The 24,161-nt window shown below is 55.4% G+C and carries 17 protein-coding genes and 1 tRNA gene; 13 read left to right on the top strand and 5 right to left on the bottom strand.

Annotated features, from left to right (window positions below; genetic code table 11):
• Nucleotides 1-20: 20 nt before the first annotated feature.
• Together atpD and W822_RS34385 are read left to right on the top strand one after the other, a co-directional pair.
• Nucleotides 21-1,421, top strand: a complete 1,401-nt coding sequence (gene atpD, locus W822_RS34380) for a F0F1 ATP synthase subunit beta (RefSeq protein ID WP_024005182.1) — start codon at nucleotides 21-23, stop codon at nucleotides 1,419-1,421.
• A 9-nt stretch (nucleotides 1,422-1,430) separates the two neighbouring features.
• A complete protein-coding gene (locus tag W822_RS34385; protein ID WP_024005183.1) occupies nucleotides 1,431-1,859 on the top strand; it encodes a F0F1 ATP synthase subunit epsilon in 429 nt (142 codons plus the stop codon).
• 133 nt (nucleotides 1,860-1,992) lie between these two features.
• On the opposite strand, the gene W822_RS34390 is transcribed toward W822_RS34385, so the two are convergent.
• The gene (locus W822_RS34390) at nucleotides 1,993-3,681 is read right to left on the bottom strand and encodes a thiamine pyrophosphate-binding protein (RefSeq protein ID WP_024005184.1); all 1,689 of its coding nucleotides are present in this window, start codon (nucleotides 3,679-3,681) and stop codon (nucleotides 1,993-1,995) included.
• Nucleotides 3,682-3,803: 122 nt separating this feature from the next.
• On the opposite strand from W822_RS34390, the gene W822_RS34395 reads away from it, so the two are divergent.
• On the top strand, nucleotides 3,804-4,799 hold the full coding sequence (locus W822_RS34395; RefSeq protein WP_024005185.1) for a Bug family tripartite tricarboxylate transporter substrate binding protein: 996 nt from the start codon (nucleotides 3,804-3,806) through the stop codon (nucleotides 4,797-4,799).
• Nucleotides 4,800-5,231: 432 nt separating this feature from the next.
• Here the strand turns inward: W822_RS34395 and W822_RS34400 are convergent, their stop codons facing one another.
• Nucleotides 5,232-5,459 (bottom strand): hypothetical protein, encoded by a 228-nt coding sequence (locus W822_RS34400; protein ID WP_024005186.1) that lies wholly within the window; start codon nucleotides 5,457-5,459, stop codon nucleotides 5,232-5,234.
• 244 nt (nucleotides 5,460-5,703) lie between these two features.
• On the opposite strand from W822_RS34400, the gene W822_RS34405 reads away from it, so the two are divergent.
• The 5 genes from W822_RS34405 to W822_RS34425 all read left to right on the top strand — a co-directional run bounded on the left by W822_RS34405 (nucleotide 5,704) and on the right by W822_RS34425 (nucleotide 13,686).
• Nucleotides 5,704-6,663 (top strand): hypothetical protein, encoded by a 960-nt coding sequence (locus W822_RS34405; RefSeq protein ID WP_024005187.1) that lies wholly within the window; start codon nucleotides 5,704-5,706, stop codon nucleotides 6,661-6,663.
• Between the two features lie 120 nt (nucleotides 6,664-6,783).
• Nucleotides 6,784-7,857 (top strand): uroporphyrinogen decarboxylase, encoded by a 1,074-nt coding sequence (gene hemE / locus W822_RS34410; protein WP_024005188.1) that lies wholly within the window; start codon nucleotides 6,784-6,786, stop codon nucleotides 7,855-7,857.
• 345 nt (nucleotides 7,858-8,202) lie between these two features.
• On the top strand, nucleotides 8,203-10,254 hold the full coding sequence (locus tag W822_RS34415; protein WP_024005189.1) for a primosomal protein N': 2,052 nt from the start codon (nucleotides 8,203-8,205) through the stop codon (nucleotides 10,252-10,254).
• 3 nt (nucleotides 10,255-10,257) lie between these two features.
• Nucleotides 10,258-12,321: a UvrD-helicase domain-containing protein gene (locus tag W822_RS34420; protein ID WP_024005190.1), complete on the top strand. Its 2,064-nt coding sequence runs from the start codon at nucleotides 10,258-10,260 to the stop codon at nucleotides 12,319-12,321.
• 141 nt (nucleotides 12,322-12,462) lie between these two features.
• Nucleotides 12,463-13,686, top strand: coding sequence for a CaiB/BaiF CoA transferase family protein (locus W822_RS34425; RefSeq protein WP_024005191.1), 1,224 nt, complete (start codon nucleotides 12,463-12,465; stop codon nucleotides 13,684-13,686).
• Nucleotides 13,687-13,805: 119 nt separating this feature from the next.
• On the opposite strand, the gene W822_RS34430 is transcribed toward W822_RS34425, so the two are convergent.
• Nucleotides 13,806-14,879, bottom strand: a complete 1,074-nt coding sequence (locus tag W822_RS34430; RefSeq protein WP_024005192.1) for a c-type cytochrome — start codon at nucleotides 14,877-14,879, stop codon at nucleotides 13,806-13,808.
• Nucleotides 14,880-15,144: 265 nt separating this feature from the next.
• Here W822_RS34430 and W822_RS34435 point away from each other — a divergent pair.
• A tRNA-Arg gene (locus W822_RS34435) sits at nucleotides 15,145-15,219 on the top strand.
• Between the two features lie 169 nt (nucleotides 15,220-15,388).
• On the opposite strand, the gene W822_RS34440 is transcribed toward W822_RS34435, so the two are convergent.
• Both W822_RS34440 and W822_RS34445 read right to left on the bottom strand, forming a co-directional pair.
• The gene (locus tag W822_RS34440; protein WP_253272261.1) at nucleotides 15,389-16,633 is read right to left on the bottom strand and encodes an MFS transporter; all 1,245 of its coding nucleotides are present in this window, start codon (nucleotides 16,631-16,633) and stop codon (nucleotides 15,389-15,391) included.
• On the bottom strand, nucleotides 16,617-17,159 hold the full coding sequence (locus W822_RS34445; protein ID WP_024005194.1) for a Chromate resistance protein ChrB: 543 nt from the start codon (nucleotides 17,157-17,159) through the stop codon (nucleotides 16,617-16,619). The genes W822_RS34440 and W822_RS34445 overlap by 17 nt, the downstream gene beginning before the upstream one ends.
• Before the next feature lie 252 nt (nucleotides 17,160-17,411).
• Between W822_RS34445 and W822_RS34450 the strand changes: the two genes are divergently transcribed.
• Genes W822_RS34450 through narI form a run of 4 tightly spaced genes read left to right on the top strand, consistent with a single transcriptional unit; the run spans nucleotide 17,412 to nucleotide 24,157 of the window.
• On the top strand, nucleotides 17,412-21,164 hold the full coding sequence (locus W822_RS34450; RefSeq protein ID WP_024005195.1) for a nitrate reductase subunit alpha: 3,753 nt from the start codon (nucleotides 17,412-17,414) through the stop codon (nucleotides 21,162-21,164).
• Nucleotides 21,165-21,179: 15 nt separating this feature from the next.
• Nucleotides 21,180-22,745 (top strand): nitrate reductase subunit beta, encoded by a 1,566-nt coding sequence (narH, locus tag W822_RS34455; protein WP_024005196.1) that lies wholly within the window; start codon nucleotides 21,180-21,182, stop codon nucleotides 22,743-22,745.
• Nucleotides 22,742-23,458 (top strand): nitrate reductase molybdenum cofactor assembly chaperone, encoded by a 717-nt coding sequence (narJ, locus tag W822_RS34460; RefSeq protein ID WP_031242695.1) that lies wholly within the window; start codon nucleotides 22,742-22,744, stop codon nucleotides 23,456-23,458. The genes narH and narJ overlap by 4 nt, the downstream gene beginning before the upstream one ends.
• 12 nt (nucleotides 23,459-23,470) lie before the next feature.
• The gene (gene narI / locus W822_RS34465; RefSeq protein ID WP_024005198.1) at nucleotides 23,471-24,157 is read left to right on the top strand and encodes a respiratory nitrate reductase subunit gamma; all 687 of its coding nucleotides are present in this window, start codon (nucleotides 23,471-23,473) and stop codon (nucleotides 24,155-24,157) included.
• The last annotated feature ends 4 nt before the right edge of the window (nucleotides 24,158-24,161 follow it).

Consider the following 24,161-nt stretch of genomic DNA (forward strand, 5'->3'; position numbering starts at 1 on the left):
TTATTAAGTAAGGAATCGACATGAGTAACGGTACCATCGTTCAGTGCATCGGCGCCGTCGTGGATATTCAGTTCCCACGCGACAACATGCCAAAAGTTTATGAAGCCCTTGTCCTGGCGGACAACGAATCAAAATTCGCCGAGAAAGGTTTGACACTGGAAGTTCAGCAACAGCTGGGCGACGGTGTGGTGCGTACGATTGCGCTGGGCTCCAGTGACGGTCTGCGTCGCGGCATGGCCGTTGATCGCACAAACGCTGCCATTTCCGTTCCTGTCGGTGAAGGCACGCTGGGCCGCATCATGGACGTGCTGGGTCGCCCGATCGACGAAGCCGGCCCCATTGCCAGCGAAGAAAAGCGTGAAATTCACCAGGCGGCTCCGAAGTTTGACGAATTGTCTCCTTCTGTTGAACTGCTGGAAACCGGCATTAAGGTGATTGACCTGGTCTGCCCGTTTGCCAAAGGTGGTAAAGTGGGTCTGTTCGGTGGTGCCGGTGTGGGCAAAACCGTGAACATGATGGAACTCATCAACAACATCGCCAAACAGCACTCCGGTCTGTCGGTGTTTGCCGGTGTGGGTGAGCGTACTCGTGAAGGGAACGACTTCTATCACGAAATGGAAGAGTCCAACGTTCTGGACAAAGTAGCCATGGTGTTCGGTCAGATGAACGAACCTCCGGGCAACCGTCTGCGCGTGGCCCTGACCGGTCTGACCATGGCGGAAAAATTCCGTGACGAAGGTCGTGACATCCTGTTCTTCGTTGATAATATTTACCGTTACACCCTGGCCGGTACCGAAGTATCTGCGCTGCTGGGTCGTATGCCTTCAGCGGTGGGTTACCAGCCAACACTGGCCGAGGAAATGGGCGTTCTGCAAGAGCGTATTACCTCTACCAAAACCGGTTCCATTACGTCAATCCAGGCCGTTTACGTTCCTGCCGATGACTTGACCGATCCGTCTCCAGCCACAACCTTCCAGCACTTGGACTCCACCGTTGTGTTGTCACGTGACATCGCATCTCTGGGTATTTACCCAGCGGTTGACCCGCTTGACTCAACCAGCCGCCAGCTTGATCCCCAAGTGGTCGGTGAAGAGCACTATGCCGTGGCCCGTGGTGTTCAGCAAACGCTGCAACGCTACAAGGAACTGCGCGACATTATTGCGATTCTGGGTATGGATGAGCTGTCTCCTGAAGACAAACAGGCCGTTGCCCGAGCTCGTAAAATCCAGCGTTTCCTGTCTCAGCCATTCCACGTGGCCGAAGTGTTCACAGGTTCTCCTGGTAAATACGTACCGCTGGCCGAAACCATTCGCGGCTTCAAGATGATTGTCGACGGCGAATGCGATTCACTGCCGGAACAGGCCTTCTACATGGTCGGTACCATCGATGAAGCCTTTGAAAAAGCGAAAAGCTTAAAATAAGGAATAGCTATGGCTACTTTACTCAAAGTAGATGTTGTCAGTGCTGAAGCATCCATCTTCTCGGGCGAAGCCAAATTCGTGTCTTTGCCGGGTGAAGCAGGCGAGCTGGGCGTTCTGCCCGGCCACACGCCACTGATCTCCAAGGTTCGTCCCGGTACGCTGAAAATCGTACGCGAAGACGGAACAGAAGAGCTGGTGTTTGTAGCCGGTGGTATTCTTGAAGTGCAGCCGTTTGGTGTGACTGTTCTGTCCGACACGGCGATCCGTGCAGCAGACCTTGACGAAGCCAAGGCCGAAAAGGCTCGCCAGCAGGCGCTGGAAGCACTCGAGAACGCAAAAGACAAGCAGGATATCGCTGCCGTCGAAGCGGAGCTTGCGATGCTTGCCGCGCAGGTTGCTGCAGCCCGTCGGCTGGCGAATATGAAAAATCGTCACTGATTCTTCATTAGCGCTGTAGTACTGGCAGTAGAACAAAAGACGCCCATTGTGTGGCGTCTTTTGTTTTTGCAGTGTAGCCATGTCTACATGGTATGCGGGGGATGTCAGATCCGTCCCCCTCATCAGGCAGGGATTATTTTGCTTGTGATTTCTCAGCTGCTGCACGCAGTTGGTCAAGCGTTGCGGTCGGCGTAATGGCCTGGGGGTCGATCATGCAATGCAGAATGGCTGGTTTGCCACTAGCCACGGCTCGCTCAAATGCCGGACCAAAATCCTCGTTCTTGTCCACCCGTTCGCCATGGCCGCCGAAGGCAACGGCGTAGGCGGCAAAGTCCGGATTCTGCAGATTGGTGGCGCTAACGCGGCCCGGGTAGTGCTTTTCCTGGTGCATGCGAATCGTGCCATACATGCCATTGTCAAAAACCAGCACAATGATATTCAGTCCGTATTGTACCGCAGTGGCAAACTCCTGTCCGTGCATCAGGAAGCAGCCGTCGCCGGCAAAGCAGACGACCTGTCTTTGCGGCATCACCCGCTTTGCACCTACGGCCGCGGGTGCGCCGTAGCCCATGGATCCCGAGGTGGGCGCCAGTTGCGTATTGTAGTGATTGAAACGATGAAAACGATGCAGCCATGTAGCATAGTTGCCTGCGCCATTTGTCATGATGGCATCGGGCTCCAGATGCGCTTCCAGGTACGCCATAACACTGCCCATCTGCAGCGCACCGGGTGTGTTAACTGACTCGGGATTGCTCCAGGCCTCATAGGCTGCATGCGCGTCGTCGATCAATGCCTTGCGCTCGTTCGACGCGTGGGCAGGCAGCACAACCGCAGCACGGCCAAACTGGACAGGGCTGGCGTTGATGGCAAGTGCGGCCTGATAGACTCGGTTCAGTTCCTGGCTGTCGGGATGGACATGAATCAGGGTCTGTTTAGGTACAGGGATGTCCAGCAATGTGTAGCTCTGTGAGGCAATTTCCGACATGCGGCCGCCCACCAGCAGAATGACGTCGGCTTCTTGCGCCATTTTGATTAATTTTGGATTGCTGCCCAGGCCAATATCGCCCGCGAAATTGGGATGAGAGCAGGGGAACAGATGCTGGCGGCGAAACTGCACGGCAACAGGAAGTTGCTGTTGCTCGGCAAAACGTACAAAATCGTTTACCGCCTCTTGTGTCCAGCGAGCGCCGCCCAGAATGGCCAGCGGTTTTTTTGCGCCGGCCAGCAGTTCGGCCATCTGATCCATATGCTCGGGTACGGGTGCGGATTCCACCGGTTCCACCCGTGGCGCATCGGCGACGCTGGCCATCTGAACCAGCATATCTTCAGGCAGGGCGATCACGACAGGGCCTGGCCGGCCCGACATGGCGACATGAAAGGCTCGGGCGACCAGTTCGGGAATGCGTGCCGCATCATCGATTTCGGTTGTCCATTTGGTCTGGGTGCCGAACACTGCACGGTAATCGACTTCCTGAAAGGCTTCGCGCTCGCGCATACCGGTTTCAATCTGCCCGACAAACACGATCAGTGGGGTCGAGTCCTGCTTGGCGATATGAATGCCGGCCAGTGCGTTGGATGCGCCCGGGCCGCGGGTCACCATGCAAATGCCGGGGCGGCCGGTCAGTTTGCCGTGCGCTTCGGCCATCATGGCTGCGCCGCCTTCCTGCCGACAGACCGTGACATTGATGCTGGCGTCATGCAAGGCATCCAGAACAGCCAGGTAACTTTCACCCGGAACACAAAAGACATGATCCACGCCCTGAAGGACGAGTTGATCGACGATAATTTCTCCACCGGTACGGCTCAGGCTATTGATTTGCATGGGTGTTCTATAATGTCAGGTTAGGTTTGTGATAGGAATAAAGCCCATGATTTCCCGCGTTTTACTTGCTGGACGTGAGATCACAGACAACTTAAACATTTTAAAGTATAGGCGATAAGAATATGATATTTGCTCCAACACGATTTTTTCCGCGCGCTTTTTCTATCGCGGCAGGTTTGGGGATTTTGGCTTCAGTCAACACGGCATTTGCCCAGGAAGAGGCCTATCCGTCAAAACCGGTATCCATCCTGGTCGGCTTTGCTGCCGGCGGCACGACCGATGTCCTGGCCCGCATCGTGGCTAAAGGCCTGGGCGATGAGCTCGGGGAAAGTTTTGTAGTCGAAAACAAACTGGGCGCCGGCAGCAATATTGCCACTGACCAGTTACTGCGTAAAAAGCCTGATGGCTACACGCTGATGATGATGGCGGTGACCACCACCATCAACCAGACTCTTTACAAGAACGCCCGCTTCAATATCGAAAAAGATATCGACCCCATTGTTCTGGTTGCCAAGGTGCCAAACATCCTGGTTGCCAGCAAAAACACGCCCTATAACAACGTCAAGGAATTTGTCGACTACGCCAAGGCCAATCCTGGCAAGGTCAACTATGGCTCTTCAGGGGCAGGCACCTCTATTCACCTGGCCGGCGAGCTTTTCAAGCAGCAGGCAGGCATCGATATGCTGCACATCCCGTTCAATGGCAGTGGCCCATCCATGACAGCCCTGGTCGGCGGCCAGACTGACGTCGTGTTCGAAAACATGCCGGCGGCCGTGCCACAAATCAAGGCAGGCAAGATCAAGGCCTTTGCCGTGACCACCGACAAGCGTTCAGAGGCTTTCCCGGACGTGCCCACCCTGAAGGAATCGGGCTATCCGCAGTTCAACGTTTCTTCATGGTTCGGTCTGGTAGCGCCAAAAGGCACGCCCAAGCCTATCATTGACAAGATCAACGCCACGGTGGAAAAAATCCTGGCCAAGCCTGAGGTCATCAAGCAGCTGGAAGGTTTGGGCGCTGAAGCTGAAAAGAACACGCCTGAACAGTTTTCAAAATTCGTCAACGACGAAACGAAAACCTGGGGCGATGTGATCCGCAAGGGAAATATTTCAATTGAATAATTGAATCTGGCGAACCAGACACGCAAATCACATTTGCGTGTTTTCGCGCTAATGCAAACGGCAACACGGCCTGTCGGCCTGTTGCCGTTTTTATCGAGCATGCCGATCATTGGTTTGTTTAACCAGGGGAAGGAGCGCTATTGGATGGGGTATAGCTGCCTCGCCAATCTACTCATGGATCGGGCGCGGAGTGTGCAGATGCAGCGACAATAAAACTTCAATTGTGCCGGTTTGAGAGGTAGGGAACAGTGTGATGCGGTGCTCTCAGAGCAGTAAAGCATCTGCCTGCGGCTGCGTGGATAGGCTTCACCACGCTTGTCGGCAGGCAGATGAACTGCCAGTCAATCACCCATTCGGTGCATGGTCATATGCATCCGATTACTACAATTTACAACAAATACCCGTAAACGATACTGCCAGACGGGCTGGTGATTACCAGATGTTGCCTTCAGAATCGGCGTCGTCGACGGCTTTTTCTGTTTCTTTGATCATCTCTACCATCATGACGACAGCAGCGGAAACAGAAGCAGCAACCGCTTTGACCATACCGGTCAGGCTCAGGGCGCGTTCTTCGTTGATAGCGTTATTGATCAATTCACGTTCCATTGAATCGCTGAAAGCAAGTTCAGGGGCATCGCTCATTGCGAGGGCGTTTTTCATAGAGATATTCATGGTTTGGGCCTTTAAAGTGACTGCGTTTTAACCAGGTATAAACCATTATAGGGTTAACCCTAGTAATAAGCAAGTGCACCAGAACAATTCGTCATGCAATGCAACATTTACGTTGTTTTTTCCACAAAAACAGGGGGTTAACGAAAAATGTCACAGTGTGACAATTGCGAATTGTCGAAACTTCTGGCCGAACTTATGCTTTCAGTCCTGTTATGTTTGAAAGGAAATAAATGTGAAAGAACGACTGGACTGCGCTTTGATTTGCGTTCCCGGCTGCGAGCCGGTACTGGAATCTTTGCTCAAACACGAACGTCTGCACCAATGTCGTCTGCATTTCAGCCTGATTCAGCCAGAGTCTGATATGAACGCCGGCCAGGGCGTATTTCCGTCGGCTTCTTTTTTACAGAATATGACCTACTCCTTGCGGCGTTTCGATGTTCTCTGTTTGCCGGTGTCGTCCACCTCCCTGGCCTGGTCGCGTATTTTGCTGCAACAAACACGGATAGACCAGCATCGCCCCATATTTGCACTCGGGCTGGAGCTGCGACCCATCGGCATGCTTGATCTGCTCGAACTGGGTGCTGTTGATTTTGCGCTGTGGCCGTGCGAACCGGAAGAAATCCGTGTCAGAATGCTGCGTGCCCTGCGTGAGTTGCGCGATCATTATGGTTCGGCTTCCACGCAGCTGGGCGACAGCATCAATACCCGTCAGTACGCGGTGCACGATGGGGCCGCCACACAGGACCATGCCTATCTGTCCGCAGCCCAGGCCCGCTCGCTGGCTGCCGGCAGCTCGGGGTTGCCCGGTGTCCGGTCAATGATCTCCTCGGCCAGCCATCTCCGCGCGACCACTATGGCGGCAACGCGGCTACCGTCGGGCCGGCTTCTGCCGGCAACCCCAGTTCCCCCGACTGGCCGCCGTCCCATGCCGCGTCTGGCGTTCGGCTCTGCATTGGCCGAGATTCCGAATGTGTGCTGCCAGGAAATCGCACACTACCCTGAAGGCTTCCAGCAACTGAAATCCGTCATCGTTGCGCAGTTTGAACGCAGTTATCTGACGCATGCGCTTGCGCGCAGCAAGGGTAATATTGCGCTGGCGGCGCGCAATTCCCTCAAGCATCGTCGGGCGTTCTGGGCGCTTATGCGCAAACATCAGATCAGCGCCGATCCGTTTCGCGAGACTGATTCATAAGCCGGCTTGTCGCCGGCGGCATACCGCTTCGTTACCGGAGCATCGTCGGCGGCCATTCTCATACCAGGTACGATACAATCTGTCCGGTAAGAAAATCATAGATTTACAAAAGGGTATCCGATGGCTTTTCCGGCTTTACAGAATGATGTATTCCTGCGCGCATTGCAGCGCCAGCACGTTCCCTATACGCCCGTATGGCTGATGCGTCAGGCTGGCCGCTATCTGGCCGAATATAATCAGACGCGTGCCCGGGCAGGGTCTTTTCTGGGATTGGCTAAAAATCCCGACTTTGCCACGGAAGTCACCTTGCAGCCACTAGAGCGCTTTGAACTGGACGCCGCAATCCTGTTTTCCGATATTCTGATGCTGCCTGACGCCATGGGCCTCGGCCTGGGGTTTGTCGCCGGCGAAGGACCGCAGTTTGCGCGCCCGCTACGTACTGAAGACGATATTGCACAACTGGCTGTGCCCGACATGAACCAGTTGCGCTACGTTTTCGACGCGGTGACCCAGATTCGTCGCGCGCTGGACGGCCGAGTTCCCCTAATCGGATTTGCCGGCAGTCCCTGGACAGTGGCCTGTTACATGGTAGAAGGGCGTGGCTCTTCTGATTACCGTCAAGTCAAAACCATGATGTATGCCCAGCCGGAGCGCCTGCATCACATCCTGGAGGTGACGGCACAGGCGACCGCCCAGTATCTGAATGAGCAGATTCGGGCAGGGGCGCAGGCTGTCATGATTTTTGACAGCTGGGGTGGTGTGCTTGCAGACGGGTTGTATCAGACGTTTTCACTTGCTTATATGACCAAAGTGATCAACCTGCTGGAGCGCACGCACGAGGGCGTCAAGGTGCCGGTTATTTCATTCACCAAGGGCGGCGGGCTCTGGCTTGAAGATATTGTTGACAACGGGAGTGATGCTATCGGGCTGGACTGGACAGTGAACCTGAAACAGGCGCGTGAGCGTGTCGGCGACCGTGTTGCATTGCAGGGCAATATTGATCCAATGTCGCTGTTTGGGACAGAAAATGCGATCCGTCAGGAAGTGCGGCGCGTCATTGACGACTTCGGTCCGGTCAAAAACGGCGGTCATGTGTTCAATCTCGGCCATGGTATTTCGCAATTTACACCGCCCGAAAATGTCGCATTTTTGGTCGATGAAGTGCATTCTTACAGCAAGAGCAAACACGGCTGACGCAAAGTTGTGCACAGATGTCAAGCAGATGTTGTTTTTGCACAAGCTCCTGTGATGTGATGGAGTCCTGTTTTAAGTCTTTGAATTTTAAGAAATAAGTTTATGTAAATTCTGCTTCGAAAAAAAATTGATTCCCCATTGCAGATCAATAGTTTTTTTGCAAGGTAGTTTTCCCCAAAGTTATCCACAGGATGAATCGGTTTTTGAAGAAGTAGTTTCACAGGCATGCTTTAACGCATAAACCTGTGAAAATACTTTAACTATTGACCCTAATGTGTAACTTAAAGGAAATACTGAACTCGATGTTTTTGCTGTGGTTTCCCTTTTAAATTTCAGGAATTGAGCGTGCAAGTCAGCTGGGTCCGTGTCGTGTTGGATATTCCTCGACAGGAGGCATTCGACTATCGATGTGAGCACCCTGTGCAAATAGGGCAGCGCGTTATCGTCCCCTTCGGCTCAAGGCAACTCATTGGTGTGGTAATCGACCTGCCGGCGGCGCCTGAGCTGGACCCGGATCAGATTCGGCACGTTGAGCAGGTGCTCGATGACCTGCCGGCCTTTTCCGCCTCCTGGCTGGCCCTGGCGAACTTTGCCTCTCGCTACTATCAACGAACGCTGGGTGAAGTGATTCTGCCCGTGCTGCCCGCCGGTTTGAGAAAGCCGGCTGCGTATCTGGGCAAGCGTTCTGCAGGCGGACCTGTGGCCCGGGCTGATCGTAAAAAACGGGCGGCTCCGGCCCAGGTGGCGGCTGCGCCCATTGTGCTGAACGCCGAGCAGCAATCAGCTGTGCAGCAAATCTGTGCGGCCAGCGGCTATGCGCCTTTTCTGCTGCACGGTATCACCGGTAGCGGCAAAACCGAAGTGTATCTGCATGCGGCGTTGACCTTTTTGCAGCGTGGGCAGCAGATTCTGATGCTGGTGCCGGAAATCAATTTAACACCACAACTGGAAACGGCGGTCCGTGCCCGATTTGCCGATATCGTGGCGCCCGAGGAGATTGCCGTTTTTCACAGCGGCCTGGCCGATGGTGAGCGCCTTAAGGCCTGGGCTGATGCCCAACGGGGCAAACTGAAGGTCTTGCTCGGTACCCGCATGACGATTTTCGTGCCTCTGGATAATCCGGGCCTGATTATCGTAGACGAAGAGCACGATGCATCATACAAACAGCAGGAAGGGCTGCGCTATTCGGCTCGCGACCTCGCAGTGTGGCGGGCGCATCAAGCCGGTATTCCGCTGGTGCTTGGATCGGCAACGCCTTCGCTTGAGTCCTGGCATCACGCGCTCAGTGGCCGCTATACCAAACTGACGCTCGGGCAACGTGCCAAAACCCGATTTCTTCCCGCCATCCGTCTGGTCGATACCCGCAAGGCCAAACTCATTCAGGGCTTTGAGCCCCATGTGCTCGAGGCCGTTCGAACCCGCCTGGAGCGAGGCGAGCAATCTCTGGTGTTTCTGAATCGTCGAGGCTATGCGCCCGTGATGCATTGCGCCGCTTGCGGTTGGGTCAGCCAGTGCCCGCGCTGCTCGGTACATACTGTGCTGCATCGCAAGCCGGGTGCGGGTTATCAGCTGCATTGCCATCATTGTGGTTTCCAAAGCAGGGTTCCATCCATCTGCCCGGATTGCGGCAATCAGGATTTGCAGCCGCTGGGCCGGGGCACCCAGCGCGTAGAAGAATTTTTGCAGGAGACCTTTCCTGCCGCCCGGATCCAGCGCATCGATGCGGACAGTACCCGCCTCAAAGGAAGTGCGCTGCGGCTGTTCGACGAAGTACATACCGGCAATATCGATATCCTGGTGGGCACACAGATGGTGGCCAAAGGGCATGATTTCCGGCGCCTGGGGCTGGTTGCCGTGCTCAACGCCGATTCCATGCTCTTTTCCGCCGACTTTCGGGCGCCCGAGCGGCTATTTGCCCAGCTGCTGCAGGTAGCCGGTCGGGCGGGGCGCCATGCTGAAGGTGGCGAGGTGCTGATCCAGACGGGCTATCCCGACCACCCGGTGTACCAAACGTTGCTGAACAATGATTTTTCGGCCTTCGCCGATGAACTGCTTGCCGAGCGCCGGGATACGGGGCTGCCGCCCTTTACTTTCCAGACGCTGATTACCGCCGAAGCGAAAAGTGTGCAGCTTGCGCTGGCTTTTCTGCAGGCCATCCGCGAGTGCGCGGCCGCCATTTTGGCGGCAGAAGGCCAGGCTCCACTTGTTTCCCTGTACGACCCGGTTCCTTTGCGTATCTTGCGGGTCGCCCATGTTGAGCGTGCCCAGTTGCTTGTCGAGTCGGCCTCAAGGCCGGCGTTGCAGCAGTTTCTGCAGCAGTGGCTGCCGCAGGTGCAAGCGATTGGACAAAAGCAGCGCATGCGCTATTTTGTTGAAGTTGACCCGTTGGAAATCTAGACCATGAGCGACGCACTGCTATCGATGAATCCCGCGCAGCGTGAAGCCGTGCTTTACCTGAATGGTCCGTGCCTGGTGCTGGCCGGTGCCGGTAGTGGCAAAACCCGTGTTATCACTCAGAAGATTGCCTATCTGATCAATGAATGTGGTTATGATGCCCGCGGCATTATCGCCCTGACCTTTACCAATAAGGCGGCGCGCGAGATGGCTGAGCGCATTCAGCAAAGCGTTGAAAAAAAGCGGCTCAAGGGATTGACGATCAGCACCTTCCACGCGCTGGGTGTGCGGTTCTTGCGCGAAGAGGCCGTGCATGCAGGCCTGAAGCCGGGATTTTCCATTTTGGACTCTACTGACGCGCTCGGGGTAATTCAGGAACTTCTGGCGACCACCGACAAGGGACGGCTACGCAGCGTTCAGCAACAGATATCACTATGGAAAAATGCACTGATCACGCCGGACGACGCGGAAAAACTGGCCGAGACACCTGATGAACAGGACGCGGCCCGGGTCTATCGCAGCTATGATGCCACCTTGCGCGCCTACCAGTCAGTGGATTTCGACGATCTGATCGTTATGCCTGCAAAGCTCATGAGTACCAACGACGAGCTGCGCGAACGCTGGCAGCGTCGCTGCCGCTATATGCTGATTGACGAGTATCAGGACACCAACGTCTGTCAGTATCAATGGGTGCGTTCCCTGACCGGGCTGCGCGACATGTTTACTGCAGTGGGCGACGATGATCAGGCGATTTATGCCTGGCGCGGCGCAACCATTGAAAATCTGGCCAAACTGCCTCAGGACTATCCTGCGTTGCGTCTGATCAAGCTGGAACAGAATTATCGCTCGGTCGCGACCGTACTGGATGCGGCCAATCAGGTCATCAGCCGCAATCCGAATCTGTTTGGCAAGAAACTCTGGTCCACGCTCGGCAAGGGTGAGCCCATACAGGTGGTGGTGATGGACAATGAAGAGGCCGAAGCGGAGTCCGTGGGTATGCGTATTTCCGCGTCCCGGTTCGAGCGCAATGCCCGCTGGAAAGATTACGCGGTACTTTACCGGGGCAATCATCAGGGGCGCCTGTTCGAGCAGACTTTCCGGGAGTTGCGTATTCCCTATGTGATCGCAGGCGGGCAGAGTTTTTTCGATAAAGCCGAAATCCGCGACATTATTGCCTATCTGCGCATTATCGCCAATGAAGAAGATGATCCTGCCTTTATCAGGGCTGTCACAACACCCAAGCGCGGTGTAGGCCAGGCCAGCCTGACAGCGCTGGGGGATACGGCAACACAACTGAATTGTTCGCTCTTTGATGCGGTTCATGACGAGCAGGCTGCCGAGCGGATCGGAGCGCGCCAGCTTGAGCCCCTGAAGGTCTTTGTTGATTTCATCCGCAATATTCAGTGGCGGGCCGGTCGAGGTAAAACCGACGGTGGCGCGGCAACGCCGGCAGAAGGTGCCAGCGAGTTGCTGGACGAAGTAATGAAATACATCGATTACGAGCGCTATCTGTACGACACCCAGGAGGAGCGCGCGGCGCAGTCACGTTGGCAAAATGTGCTGGAACTGACCAACTGGCTCAAGCGCAAGGCGCAGGAGGACGGGCTGACGCTTGCACAACTGGTCCAGCATATTGCGCTGATCACCATGCTGGAGCGTAGCGAAGACGATGAGGATCCCGATGCAGTTCGCCTGACCACCATTCATGCTTCCAAGGGACTTGAATATCCTTATGTCCATATGGTAGGCGTGGAAGAGGGGTTATTGCCACATCTTGGCAAAGATGACGAATATGGCGATGCCAACAAGGATGCCGAAGCCCTGGAAGTGCGCATACAGGAAGAACGTCGGCTGATGTACGTCGGCATTACGCGCGCCCAGTTCCATCTGACGTTGACTTGGTGCAAAAAGCGGCGCAAGGCCCGCGAAGACTTGATTCGGGAGCCATCGCGGTTTATCAGCGAGATGGGCCTGGAAAGCGGACTGAAAGTGGTGGTCGACCCGTTTAGCGGCATGACACCCAAAGAGCGGCTGGTCAAGCTCAAAGAGATGCTGCAAAAAAAGGGTTAGAATGTAAACCCCGAACAGCGAGTGAGCGATTGCCATGCCCGCTGTTCTTCATTACGCCCGTGCCGGCACTGAACGTCGTTGTTCCGCGTCTGGCTTCTTTTGCGGGTGAAAGTACGATTTTGATTATGGAGAAGCAGGAAAATGACACAGCGTTTGGCGCCATTGGCGAACATCAGGGTACTCGATCTGACGCGGGTGCTGGCGGGGCCATGGTGTACCCAGAATCTGGCCGATCTGGGGGCTGACGTCATCAAGGTTGAGCGTCCTGACAGTGGCGATGATACGCGCGGATGGGGCCCGCCGTACCTGAAAGATCAACATGGGGCCGATACAAGCGAAGCGGCTTATTACCTGTCGGCCAACCGTAATAAACGATCCCTTGCGCTGGACTTTACCAGCGAAGCAGGGCGCGAGGTCATACTGGCGCTGGCCGCAAAGGCAGACATTCTGGTCGAGAATTACAAGGTCGGCGGCTTGAAAAAATACGGATTGGATTACGACAGTCTCAAACAGATCAACCCGCGGCTCATTTACTGTTCCATTACAGGCTTCGGTCAGACCGGTCCGTACGCCACTCGCCCTGGCTATGACTATATTATTCAGGGGATGGGGGGATTAATGAGTATTACTGGCGAGCATGACGATCTGCCAGGCGGTGGCCCTCAGAAGGCCGGGGTCGCCGTTTCTGATCTCATGACCGGCATGTATTCCACCGTCGCCATTCTGGCGGCGCTCAATGAGCGCCACTCCAGCGGTCTGGGGCAACATATCGACATGGCGCTGCTCGATTGCCAGGTGGCGATGTTGGCCAATCAGAATCTCAATTACATGACTTCGGGACAGGCGCCGCGGCGTGCGGGCAATGCACACCAGAATCTGGTGCCCTATCAGGTGTTTGAAGTCGAAGATGGTCATCTTATATTGGCGGTGGGCAACGACACGCAATTTGCTGCGTTCTGCCGTCTGATCAATATGCCTGAACTGTCTGAAGATGATCGTTATCGGAAAAACGCTGGCCGGGTGGTCAATCGTGAGTCACTCATTCCGCTGTTGGCTACCGTTATGAAAACGCGTAAACGCGATGTATGGCTGGCCGAGCTGGAGGCGAGCAATATTCCCGCCGGCCCGATCAACACCATTGATCAGGTATATGAAGATCCACAAGTGATTGCCCGCCAGATGAAGCTTGAATTGCCTCATCCTGCCGCAGGCACGACGCCCATGACGGCCAGCCCCATGCGGTTTTCCGACACGCCTATCCAGTATCGCAATGCGCCACCCATGCTGGGCCAGCATTCCGAGGCAATTCTGAAAGAAGAGCTGGGCTGGAGTGATGAAAAAATCGCAGCGCTGTTGAGTAAATAGGTCGGCAGGTTGTATTGATGCAGGACCTGCCAGCCTGCACATTCGTCTGACATAGCCCAAAAAAAGCCCACTACATATCGCAGTGGGCTTTTTAATAGAGCCAGAACGGGTGGAGTGGTTTACTTGACGGCTTTGACCATGTAGTCAACAGCAGCCTTGACAACGTCGTCGGGTGCCGATGAGCCGCCTTTCGGAGGCATGGCATTCAGGCCATGCAGGGCAGCGTCATACAGCTTGTCCATGCCCGTTGCGATGCGGGCATCCCAGGCCGCTTTATCACCAAATTTCGGCGCGCCGGCAACACCGGCGTCGTGACAGGCGAAACAGATTTGTTTGTACAGCGCTTCGCCTTCAGCCAGTTTGTCGTTCCCGCCAGCAGCAGCTGCGGTAGCGCCGGCAGCAGCACCCGCGGCGGCTGCAGGAGCAGCACCTTCGGCAGGAGCAGCACCTTCGGCAGGAGCAGCGCCTTCAGCAGGGGCAGCGCCTTCAGCAGGGGCAGCGCCTTCAGCAGGGGCAGCGCCTTCAGCAGGAGCAGCGCCTTCAGCAGGGGCAGCGCCTTCAGCAGGGGCAGCGCCTTCAGCAGGAGCAGCGCCTTCAGCAGGAGCAGCGCCTTCAGCAGGAGCGGCACCTTCGGCAGGAGCAGCAGCGCCTTCACCCGCAGGAGCAGCGGGCTCCTTGAATGAACCGCCTGAATGGTTGGCGATATAGACAACAGCACGTTCTACTTCCAGATCACTCAGACTTGGGTCGCCGCCTTTAGGAGGCATTGCATTCAGACCATGAATGGCCAGTTTGACCACTTCAGCCTGACCGGCTTTCAAGCGCGGTGCCCAGGCACCGGAATCGCCAAATTTGGGAGCACCGGATACGCCGGTGTCATGACAGCCCATACAGAGGCTTTTGTAAACTTCTTCGCCGGTTTTGAGTTTCTTGGGACCGGCGTCGGCAGCGGCAACAATCACAGGGGCGGTATTATATTTGGCAACAGGCGCAATGCGTTCGGCAATAGACTCTTCGGTCAGCGTGTCGCTGCCTGCCCCGGAAGTGGTGGCTGAGCTGACTACTTTGACCAGCAGGATAATAATAAGTACGGGGAGTATGAACGCGAGGACGACGACAGTGATCAGTTGCTTGGGCGTTTTGATCGGGCTTGTATGTTCGTGGTCTTCGTGGTGTTCTGTTTGATCGCTCATAGATACATCCTACAGGTCATTGCAATGTTAAATGATGGAAAAAAAGAAGCCAATTGACTCGCATACCGCCGGACCATGCCCTTTCCCCCCGAAAGTGAAATAATAAGTAATGTTGGATTATAACGATTGTCACCCTGTTTTGTACGTCAACACGGCCTGTTCCGGCTGAAAGTGTCTGTTTTAGGGCAGAAATAACTGTGCAAGTATACCGCCACACCCTTACAGGAATCTGCACAATAGGGTAAAATAGCGGACTTGCTAAGAAGTCTCCGTAGTTCAATGGATAGAATAAGAGTTTCCGAAGCTCTTGATACAGGTTCGATTCCTGTCGGAGACGCCATTTAGATCAAGTGGTTATGCCGCTCTGGCGATAGGCAATAATGCTAATAGGATGAGCGCGGCTCATGCCCTGGTGCAATACCGGGGTGAGGCTTCTGTGAGGCCATTTTCAATATACGGTGCTTTTTTTGGATGCGGCTAGTGCCCATTGGAGGCAGTCATAAGTAGGGTCAGTCATAAGATTCGCCCCAATTCTTGCGCCCGAACGGGTTCAGCACAATCATGCCCACTAACGTCAGCAAGGCAAATCCCGCGCCTGCCAGAAACGTTGCCTGATAATTAAACGCCTCCCAAAGGGCGCCGGCCAGCACGCTTGATACGAGCAGGGCGCATCCGGTCAGCAGGTTGAACATGCCGAAGGCGGTTCCTCTGAGTTCTGCGGGTGCCGTATCGGCAATCAGCGCGCCGAACACGCCTTGTGTGAATCCCATATGCAGGCCCCAGAGTATGACGCCTGCTGCCAGGCCGCCCCAGCCGGGCGCGTAGCCCAGGACCAGATTGGCGACAATCAGCAGCAGCAGGCCGATCAGAAGCACGCCTTTGCGTCCCAGGCGGTCAGACAGGACACCCGCCGGGTATGCGGACAGGGAAAAGGACAGCGCCATAATCACCAATACCCCCGGCACCCACAGAGACGGTACCCCGGCATTCTGTGCGCGCAAGATGAGAAAGGCTTCACTGAATCTTGCCAGCGTAAAGACAACGGCCAGCGCGGTGACCGTCCAGTACAGACTGCCCAGGCGCTTCAATTCGCTCCAGCTCAGCGGTGAGCGCACGGGCCTGACATTTTTGGGTCGTGCCGGTTCGTGGACGAAAAGTATGAGTACGCCGACAGCCAGAAAGGCGGGAATGACTGCAATCCAGAAAACGGTCTGGAAGTGGCTGGCAGTCAGCCACATGAGTGCAATTGCCAATAGTGGTCCGACAAAGGCGCCAAAGGTGTCCAGGGTCTGGCGCAAGCCATAGGCGGCGCCGCGCAAATGGGGCGGTGTCACATCTGCAACCAGCGCGTCGCGTGGCGCACCCCGGATCCCTTTGCCGATACGATCAACAAATCGCGCGCCGACCAATGCCTCGACACCCGCAGCAAGGGGAAAGACCGGTTTGGTCAGGGCTGCCAGGCCATAGCCGACAATGGCCAGCAGTTTGCGTTTCCCAAGACGGTCGCTTAGCGCGCCTGAGAAAATCTTGGTAATGGATGCCGTGGCTTCAGCGATCCCTTCGATAACGCCGACAGCCAGGACAGAGGTGCCCAGCACGGTCACCATATAAATCGGGAGCAGCGCGTGGATCATTTCCGAGGAAATGTCCATCAGCATGGAAACAAAACCAAGTGCCCACACGCTTTTGGGAATGCGGGCAGCAGCGCCCTTGGCGCCTGTCTGAGAGGTTGTGTCTTCAGTTGTTTTCATCATTCGCTTCAAAAACTTGTCTGGCATAGGAGTCCAGTAACGCCTGACATTGCTCCAGTCGCTGCGCCGCCTCTGCGGCGCGGGTGGCGCCGTAGAAGTCCAGCTTGTTGATTTTCTCCAGCCAGCCCTGTAGCTTTTTTAAATCGGTGTCCTCTTCTTCCAGCTCGGCATAGGTGAATTTTTTCTTTGTGATTTCCTTGGCAATTTCGGCGTCGAAGTCATCGCATCGCCCGATAAACTCCGCATACTGTTCGTCGCGATCTGCATTGAAACGTTCAATGACCTTGGCCTCCTGTGCGGCATCCAGCGCCAGTGTTTGCAGAATGACGCAGTGACCGCCCATTTCGGCAATATCGTGTTCCAGCATTTTCATGCGCCGCAGATATTCATCTGTCCTGGGCAGCAGACAGACGCCGCTTTGCAGATAAATCGCCCCCATGCCTTTGATTTTTCTCCATAAGGCAATGCGTTTGGTCGTGGGTTCGGACGGGACCTTGTATGTCAATAACAGCCAGTTCTGATTTTTCATTCATGCATATTAAATGAAACGATCGTTGCATTCAATATATTCATTTTGTTCATTGGGATGGCCTGTTATTCTGAGCCTCGATTATTCCGAGCAAAATATTGTTTATTTCAAATGAAATATAAAAGACGAGATTCATTGACTAATCAATGGCAATGCAAGTACTATTTTTAAACATATTATGAGAAAGACATTCTGGTTCTGCTAATCGGGCTGTCCTGAGGGGCTCCCACTAGCTTCTATAAAGGAACAGCGGTGAGTCACATAATTGATCGTCTCAGATATTTCAGTCGCAAGAAAAATTCATTTTCAGACGGGCACGGAAATGTCGTAGATGAAGACCGATCGTGGGAACAGGCGTACCGTGATCGATGGCAACACGACAAAATCGTTCGTTCGACGCATGGGGTCAACTGCACCGGATCCTGTTCCTGGAAAATCTATGTGAAGGGTGGCATCGTCACCTGGGAAACGCAGCAGACGGACTATCCCAGAACGCGGCCGGACATGCCCAACCATGAACCCCGCGGCTGCTCCAGGGGCGCATCCTACTCCTGGTATTTATATAGCGCCAATCGCATCAAGTATCCGATGATCCGGGGGCGGCTCGCAAAGATCTGGCGCGAACTGCGTAAAACGCTCTCCCCCCTTGCCGCGTGGGAACATATCTGCACCACGCCGGCGCTCGCATACGAGTATAAAAAAATGCGGGGCAAAGGAGGCTTTGTCCGCAGCACCTGGACGGAAGCCAATGAGCTTGTCGCTGCAGCCAATGTCTATACGATAAAGCGGTACGGGCCCGATCGCATTGTGGGTTTTTCGCCGATTCCTGCGATGTCCATGGTTTCTTTTTCCGCAGGCAGCCGGTATCTGTCCCTGCTGGGCGGAACCATACTCAGTTTCTATGATTGGTATTGCGACCTGCCCCCGTCCAGTCCCCAGACCTGGGGGGAGCAGACAGACGTCTCTGAATCGGCCGATTGGTTCAATTCGGGCTTCATTGTCATGTGGGGTTCCAATGTCCCTCAGACGCGAACGCCGGATGCCCACTTCATGGTCGAAGCGCGCTATCGGGGCGCGAAAATCGTCTCCATTTTTCCGGATTACGCCGAAGGCGCCAAGTTCGGCGATGTCTGGCTGCATCCCAAACAAGGGACCGACGCCGCGCTGGCTTTGGCGATGGGTCATGTGATCCTGAAGGAATTTCATTTAGAAGGGAAAAGCGACTATTTCCGAGAGTATTGCCGGCAATACTCTGACATGCCTTTTCTGGTCCGCCTGGTCAAGCAGAGCGACCGATACGTGCCCGACCGCATGTTGCGGGCTTCCGATTTCCCGGACCTGCTGGACCAGAAAAACAATCCGGACTGGAAAACCGTGGCCTATGACGAATTGACCCGGCGTATCGTGACGCCGCGCGGTTCTATCGGTTTTCGCTGGGGCCAGAGTGATGGACCGGACCGGGGGAAATGGAATCTGGAATCCGTAGATGATCAGGGCGAGCCGCATCGCCTGCGCCTGTCAATCGTGGGCGACCATGATGAGGTCGTGCCGGTCGCCTTTCCTTATTTCGGCAGTCAGGTAAACGACTTTTTCCAGGGCACCGATCACGACAATATCCTGCTGCGGAATATGGGCGTCGCCCGTCTGCAGGCGAAAGACGGCGAGGTGCTGGTGACGACGGTCTACGATTTGCTCATGGCAAACTACGGGCTCGACCGGTGCCTGGGTGGAGATAATGTCGCTGCATCGTTTGATGATGACGTGCCCTATACACCCGCCTGGCAGGAACGCATTACAGGTGTGAAACGACAGGATGTCATTACCGTCGCCAGGCAGTTTGCCGAGAATGCCGATAAGACACAAGGCAAGTCCATGGTGATCCTGGGCGCCGGCCTGAATCACTGGTATCACATGGACATGGCCTACCGAGGCATTATTAATCTGGTGGTGATGTGTGGCTGTGTCGGCAAGTCCGGAGGAGGCTGGTGTCACTATGTCGGACAGGAAAAACTGCGTCCCCAGACAGGGTGGAGTACGCTGGCCTTCGGCCTGGACTGGTGCCGTCCGCCGCGGCACATGAATGGGACTTCCTTTTTTTATGCCCACACCGATCAGTGGCGTTACGAGAAGCTTCAGGTCTCTGAGTTATTGTCGCCGCTGGCCGATCCGCAAGCATACCAGGGCAGTCTGATTGATTTTAACGTGCGGGCCGAGCGCATGGGATGGTTACCATCGGCGCCTCAGCTGCAGACCAATCCGTTGAGTGTGGTGCGGCAGGCCCAGGAGGCGGGGCAGGACCCCGCCGAGTATGCCGTCCAGGGCCTGAAGAGCGGCAAACTCAGACTGTCTTGCGAGGATCCCGACCACCCGGACAATTTCCCGCGCAATATGTTTATCTGGCGCTCCAATCTGCTCGGCTCATCGGGCAAGGGCCATGAATATTTCCTTAAGCATTTGCTGGGCACCGAGCACGGCATACAGGGTAAGGAACTGGGCGAGGACGGGCAGGCCAAACCTCTTGACGTCGTCTGGCACGAGCAGGCGCCGCAAGGCAAACTGGACCTGCTGGTCACACTGGATTTTCGAATGTCGACGACCTGTGTGTATTCCGATGTGGTCCTTCCCACCGCGACCTGGTACGAAAAAAGTGATTTGAACACCTCGGATATGCATCCGTTTATTCACCCGCTGTCGGCTGCCGTAGACCCGGTATGGGAGTCTCGCAGTGATTGGGAAATTTATAAAGGTATTGCCAAGGCATTTTCCGATATCGCCAGCACTGAACTGCCTGCCGTCAAGGATCTTGTCCTGACGCCGTTGCAGCATGACAGTGCTGCCGAGCTGGGCGATCCTTTCGGTGTACAGGATTGGAAACGTGATGGCGGGCCGATGATCCCGGGCAAAACAATGCCATCGTTCAATATTGTCGAACGCGATTACCCGGCGCTTTACAAGCAATTCACTTCACTCGGACCGTTGACCTCCAAACTGGGCGTCGGCGGAAAAGGCATCGCGTGGCCGGCGCAAGAAGAATGCGAGCTGCTGGCGCAGTTGAACCAGGCGGTGACCGAGGAGGGCATCAGTTACGGCCGTCCGCGGCTGGACACCGATATCGACGCTGCCGAGACGATTCTGATGCTGGCGCCCGAAACCAATGGCGAAGTGTCGGTCAAGGCCTGGGACGCCCTGTCCGCCTTCACGGGACGGGATCATTCGCACCTGGCCAAGCCGCGCGAGCATGAGAAAATCCGCTACCGCGATTTGCAGGCCCAGCCGCGCAAGATTATCTCCTCTCCTACCTGGTCCGGGCTCGAGTCTGACCACGTCAGCTATAGCGCCGGTTATACCAACGTGCATGAGCTGATTCCGTGGCGCACCCTGACCGGACGCCAGCAGCTTTACCAGGACCATACGTGGATGCGCGCATTCGGCGAGGCGTTATGTGTTTACCGGCCGCCGGTCGACACCAAATCCATCACGCCCCTGTTGCAATCGCGCGGCAACGGCAATCCGCATTTGCTGCTCAATTTCATCACGCCTCACCAGAAATGGGGCATTCACTCCACCTATACAGACAACCTGATCATGCTGACGCTGTCGCGTGGCGGTCCCATTGTCTGGATATCGGAAAAGGACGCGGCGAAAGCTGGCATTGCCGATAATGACTGGATCGAGGCGTTCAATGTGAATGGCGCACTGGTGGCGCGTGCGGTGGTCAGCCAGCGGGTGCCGGAAGGCATGACCATGATGTACCACGCGCAAGAGAAAATCGTGAACATGCCAGGTTCGGAAATTACCGGGGCCCGGGGCGGTATTCACAATTCGGTGACCAGAACGGTCATCAAGCCCACGCACATGATCGGCGGATATGCCCAACTGTCTTATGGTTTGAATTATTACGGGACCGTGGGATCCAATCGCGACGAGTTCGTGATCGTACGCAAAATGTCGAAAATAGACTGGCTCGAATCGCCCCTGCGGGATTCAGCCACGGCAAAGCCCTAGCGGGAGGAGAGGACAATGAAAGTACGCGCGCAAATAGCGATGGTCCTGAATCTGGACAAATGTATCGGCTGTCACACCTGTTCGGTCACCTGTAAGAACGTCTGGACCTCGCGCGACGGTATGGAGTACGCGTGGTTCAATAACGTGGAAACCAAGCCGGGCATTGGTTATCCCAAGGACTGGGAGAACCAGAAACACTGGAACGGTGGCTGGAAGCGCAATGCAAACGGACGGATTGAGCCACGCCAGGGAGGCAAGCTTAAGCTACTGGCAAATATTTTCGCCAATCCGAATTTGCCGGAAATTGACGACTATTACGAACCCTTTACATTTGATTATGACCACCTGCAATCCGCACCGGAGTCAAAGGCCACGCCCACGGCTCGGCCCCGGTCTTTGATTACAGGCAAGACCATGGAAAAAATCGAATGGGGTCCCAACTGGGAGGAGATCCTGGGCGGCGAGTTTTCGAAACGATCGGCCGATTACAATTTCGAGGATATTCAGAAAGATATCTATGGGCAGTTTGAAAATACCTTCATGATGTATCTGCCCAGATTGTGTGAACATTGTCTGAACCCCAGTTGCGTCGCCAGCTGTCCGTCAGGGTCCATCTACAAACGCGAAGAGGACGGCATCGTCCTGATCGACCAGGACAAATGCCGAGGCTGGCGCATGTGCGTGTCCGGCTGTCCTTACAAGAAAATCTATTACAACTGGAATAGCGGTAAAGCGGAAAAATGCATATTTTGTTATCCACGTATCGAGGCGGGGCAGCCCACGGTCTGTTCGGAAACCTGTGTGGGGCGGATCCGCTATCTGGGCGTACTGCTTTACGACGCTGATCGCATCGAGCACGCCGCATCGGTACAGGACGAGGCGGCACTGTATGAAGCGCAACTGGACGTATTTCTGGACCCCGACGATCCTGCCGTCATTGCCCAGGCCCTGGCCGACGGCGTGCCGCAGGGCTGGCTGGATGCGGCGCAGCGATCGCCGACCTACAAAATGGCGGTCGAGTGGCGGATTGCCTTCCCCTTGCATCCGGAGTACCGGACACTGCCCATGGTCTGGTATGTCCCGCCCTTATCGCCTATCCAGTCCGCCGCCAATAGCGGTGATATCGGCAGCTTCGGCGCCTTGCCGGACATCAGATCCTTGCGGATACCCCTGCGTTATCTGGCCAATATGCTGACGGCGGGAGACGAGGCGCCGGTGGCGCTGGCCCTGGAGCGTCTACTGGCCATGCGTGCCTTTATGCGCGCCAGAACAGTCGACGGTGAAGAGCGGCCCGACATTTTGCAACAGGTCGGGCTCACATTGCCACAGGTAGAGGAAATGTACCGATACCTGGCTATTGCCAATTACGAGGATCGGTTTGTGATTCCGACCTCGCATCGCGAATATGCCGAGGACGCCTTCGACATGAAAGGAGGCTGTGGGTTTTCTTTTGGCGACGGCTGTTCGGGGGGCGCGTCCAAAGGCAGTTTGTTCGGCAAAAAACCGAAGGGCGACGCGCAACAGGTGGTGTTCATGGACCTGCAGCGAAACCGGACTGCTCCGACAGGAGAAACGTCATGAAGCCGGCATCTGCTGCTGCGTCCGCAGGGGAAGCGCTTCAACCACGTGTGCTCTATGCGGTGCTCTCGGCAATGTTGAGTTATCCCGACGAAGAACTGGTTGACGCAATGCCGCAGTTGAAGTCGCTATTGAGCGAAGAACAATCCAGGCTGCTCTGGCCGGTGTTCGCGCTTTTTGACAATAGCACCGACCTGATTGAGCTGCAAGAGCAATACGTTGATACGTTCGATCGCAAGCCCAGCCATTCTTTGCATTTGTTTGAGCACATCCACGGCGAGTCACGGGACCGAGGACAGGCCATGGTGGATTTACGCAATGAGTATATCGAGCATGGCTTGCTGCCGGATACGACCGAGTTGCCGGACTACATTCCCCTGTTTCTTGAATTTTTGTCGCAGATACCGGCAGACAAGGCAGCAGGCCTGCTGGGCGACGCCATTCACATTTTTTCCCGCATCGAGGAAAAGCTGGCCAGGGTGCATAGTCCGTATGCCGTGATATTTACGGCGTTGCGTGGCATGACGACAGTCGTGCCCGAGGTGCTGCCCGAACCGCCCGAGGGGGCGATGGAAGAGACTATGGTTACGTTCGGACCGAATGCAGACGGCACTGAACCCGTTCTTGCGCGCAGGCCAGCGGCGGATCACCCCATTACGTTTTACCAAACGGATCCCCGCAAAAAGACCGATCCAATTGTCGCAACGGATAAATAGGGAGCGCTTAAAATGGATGCCTATTTACATCATTTCTTTTTCGCAATCTACCCGTATATTGCGCTGGCCGTATTCCTGCTGGGCAGCCTGATGCGATTTGAACGCGGTCAATACACCTGGAAAAGCGATTCAAGCCAGCTGCTCAAACGCAGCACGCTACGGCTGGGCAGTATCCTGTTTCACGGAGGGATTATTGCGCTTTTCTTTACTCATCTTTTCGGACTGCTCACGCCGCCAGCGGTTTATCATGCCCTCGGTTTATCGACGCAAGCCAAGCAGATGATGGCCGTTGTCGTCGGGGCTGCGCTGGGGCTGGTCTGTCTGATCGGGCTGGTGCTGCTGATCTACAGACGCGTATCCGAGCCCCGGCTGGTGGCGACATCCAGATTCAGTGACTGGCTGACCTTATTCTGGATTCTGATTGTGCTGTTGTTGGGGTTGTTGTCGATTTTTACATCAGTGCACCACAAAGACGGCACGGTCATGCTGATGCTGGGCGAGTGGGCGCAGCGGATTGTCACCTTCCGTGCAGGCGCTGCAGAGGTTCTGCTGGGCGCGCCCTGGGTGTATCAGGCTCATATGATACTGGGAATGACGCTGTTTCTGATTTTTCCATTCACGCGGCTGGTTCACGTCTGGAGCGGATTTGCATCAGTGACGTACCTGACGCGTGCGTGGCAGCTGGTGCGTTCACGGTGAAGAG

The sequence above is a fragment of the Advenella kashmirensis W13003 genome (assembly GCF_000506985.1).
Taxonomy (GTDB): Bacteria; Pseudomonadota; Gammaproteobacteria; order Burkholderiales; family Burkholderiaceae_B; genus Advenella; species Advenella kashmirensis_A.

What these genes read in the sequence shown, in the direction of transcription:
- W822_RS34440 (WP_253272261.1), bottom strand. Translation starts at nt 16,633, where the DNA reads ATGATGAAAACAACTGAAGACACAACCTCTCAGACAGGCGCCAAGGGC.
- narH (WP_024005196.1), top strand. Translation starts at nt 21,180, where the DNA reads ATGAAAGTACGCGCGCAAATAGCGATGGTCCTGAATCTGGACAAATGT.
- narJ (WP_031242695.1), top strand. Translation starts at nt 22,742, where the DNA reads ATGAAGCCGGCATCTGCTGCTGCGTCCGCAGGGGAAGCGCTTCAACCA.
- W822_RS34445 (WP_024005194.1), bottom strand. Translation starts at nt 17,159, where the DNA reads ATGAAAAATCAGAACTGGCTGTTATTGACATACAAGGTCCCGTCCGAA.
- W822_RS34390 (WP_024005184.1), bottom strand. Translation starts at nt 3,681, where the DNA reads ATGCAAATCAATAGCCTGAGCCGTACCGGTGGAGAAATTATCGTCGAT.
- W822_RS34400 (WP_024005186.1), bottom strand. Translation starts at nt 5,459, where the DNA reads ATGAAAAACGCCCTCGCAATGAGCGATGCCCCTGAACTTGCTTTCAGC.
- W822_RS34420 (WP_024005190.1), top strand. Translation starts at nt 10,258, where the DNA reads ATGAGCGACGCACTGCTATCGATGAATCCCGCGCAGCGTGAAGCCGTG.
- W822_RS34425 (WP_024005191.1), top strand. Translation starts at nt 12,463, where the DNA reads ATGACACAGCGTTTGGCGCCATTGGCGAACATCAGGGTACTCGATCTG.
- W822_RS34430 (WP_024005192.1), bottom strand. Translation starts at nt 14,879, where the DNA reads ATGAGCGATCAAACAGAACACCACGAAGACCACGAACATACAAGCCCG.
- narI (WP_024005198.1), top strand. Translation starts at nt 23,471, where the DNA reads ATGGATGCCTATTTACATCATTTCTTTTTCGCAATCTACCCGTATATT.
- W822_RS34395 (WP_024005185.1), top strand. Translation starts at nt 3,804, where the DNA reads ATGATATTTGCTCCAACACGATTTTTTCCGCGCGCTTTTTCTATCGCG.
- W822_RS34385 (WP_024005183.1), top strand. Translation starts at nt 1,431, where the DNA reads ATGGCTACTTTACTCAAAGTAGATGTTGTCAGTGCTGAAGCATCCATC.
- hemE (WP_024005188.1), top strand. Translation starts at nt 6,784, where the DNA reads ATGGCTTTTCCGGCTTTACAGAATGATGTATTCCTGCGCGCATTGCAG.
- atpD (WP_024005182.1), top strand. Translation starts at nt 21, where the DNA reads ATGAGTAACGGTACCATCGTTCAGTGCATCGGCGCCGTCGTGGATATT.